Origin of the sequence: Streptomyces sp. NPDC002785, assembly GCF_040295565.1 — a bacterium.
Taxonomy (GTDB): domain Bacteria; phylum Actinomycetota; class Actinomycetes; order Streptomycetales; family Streptomycetaceae; genus Streptomyces.
This window is the reverse complement of record NZ_JBEOVN010000441.1, coordinates 1-1167: the sequence shown is the minus strand read 5'-3', so window position 1 is coordinate 1167 and position 1167 is coordinate 1. Positions and strand designations below refer to the sequence as shown.

Here is a 1167-nt window from a genome sequence, read left to right as displayed (position 1 = left end):
CAGGCGTGCAGCACGCGTCACGGGCCGACGGCGGGCTCAGGCGTTGGAACCCAGGAGGTCAGCAGACGGTCATTCCCCGCCGGTCACGACCTCGGCGGAGTCGATCACGACCTTCTCACGGGGCACGTCCTGCGCGCCCGTCGGGACCTGCCCGATCTTGTCGACGACCTCGTGCCCCTGCACGACCTCGCCGAAGACCGCGTAGCCCCAGCCGTCCTGCCCCGGGTAGTCCAGGAAGGCGTTGTCGACCGTGTTGATGAAGAACTGCGCGCTGGCCGAGTGCGGGTCGGAGGTCCGGGCCATGGCTACGCTGTACTTGACGTTCTTGAGCCCGTTGCGCGCCTCGTTCTGCACCTTCTGGGGAGCGGGCTTCATGCGCATGTTGGTGTCGAACCCACCGGTCTGGATCATGAATCCGCTGATCACCCGGTGGAAGATCGTCCCCTTGTAATGGCCGCTGTTGAGGTAACTCATAAAGTTCGCGACCGACAAGGGCGCTTTGACATCGTCAAGCGCGAGCACGATGTCGCCCATCGTCGTGGAAAGACGAACGTTGATCATGGATTCTCCACTCGGCGTATCATCATCGGTTCCTTGATCGAACAGAGTACGGACGAGCCCGAGTGGCGGGCACTGTCATTGGGCCACACATCCGGGACGGGTCCCGGCCCCGTTGACTACCAGCAGTCTCTCACAGCCACCTGATCACTACCCTTGCGGGCTCGTCGGCGGCGGGCCGCAGGGCCCAAGTACCCAGCGCCGGCGGGTAATTCGGGTCCCGTATCCAACCGGCTCAGCCGCGTTCGGCCGTCGTCCGCACAGGATCAGGCAGGCCGCGCCGACCAGGCCATCGCGGCGAGGGCCAGGGCAACCCACTGAGACTTGACCTCTTGGGTCGAGCCGCGGCGCGATGAAGGCTGTCCACGACGGTGCGGCGGGCGATCGAGGGCAGCCAGGTACGAGCGGATGAGGCACGGACGCATCGGCCCTGGTCGCCGCCATCCCTGATCTTCGCAGGGAATCCCGGCCTTCAGGCCGGGCGGGAATGCGATCCTCGGACCGGAGGCGCGGGGCGCCGGAGTGCTCTGCGTTGTCAGTGGTGCCAGCTATGTTGATCGGACTGACCGAAGGGGGGTGGGCTGGATGATTCGTGCGTACAAGTTCCTC

1 protein-coding gene is annotated in these 1167 nt (G+C 65.6%); it reads right to left on the bottom strand.

Going from position 1 to position 1167, the window contains the following annotated elements:
* Positions 1–69 precede the first annotated feature (69 nt).
* Positions 70–561: a peptidylprolyl isomerase gene (locus ABTZ94_RS37630; RefSeq protein ID WP_351207981.1), complete on the bottom strand. Its 492-nt coding sequence runs from the start codon at positions 559–561 to the stop codon at positions 70–72.
* Positions 562–1167: the final 606 nt, after the last annotated feature.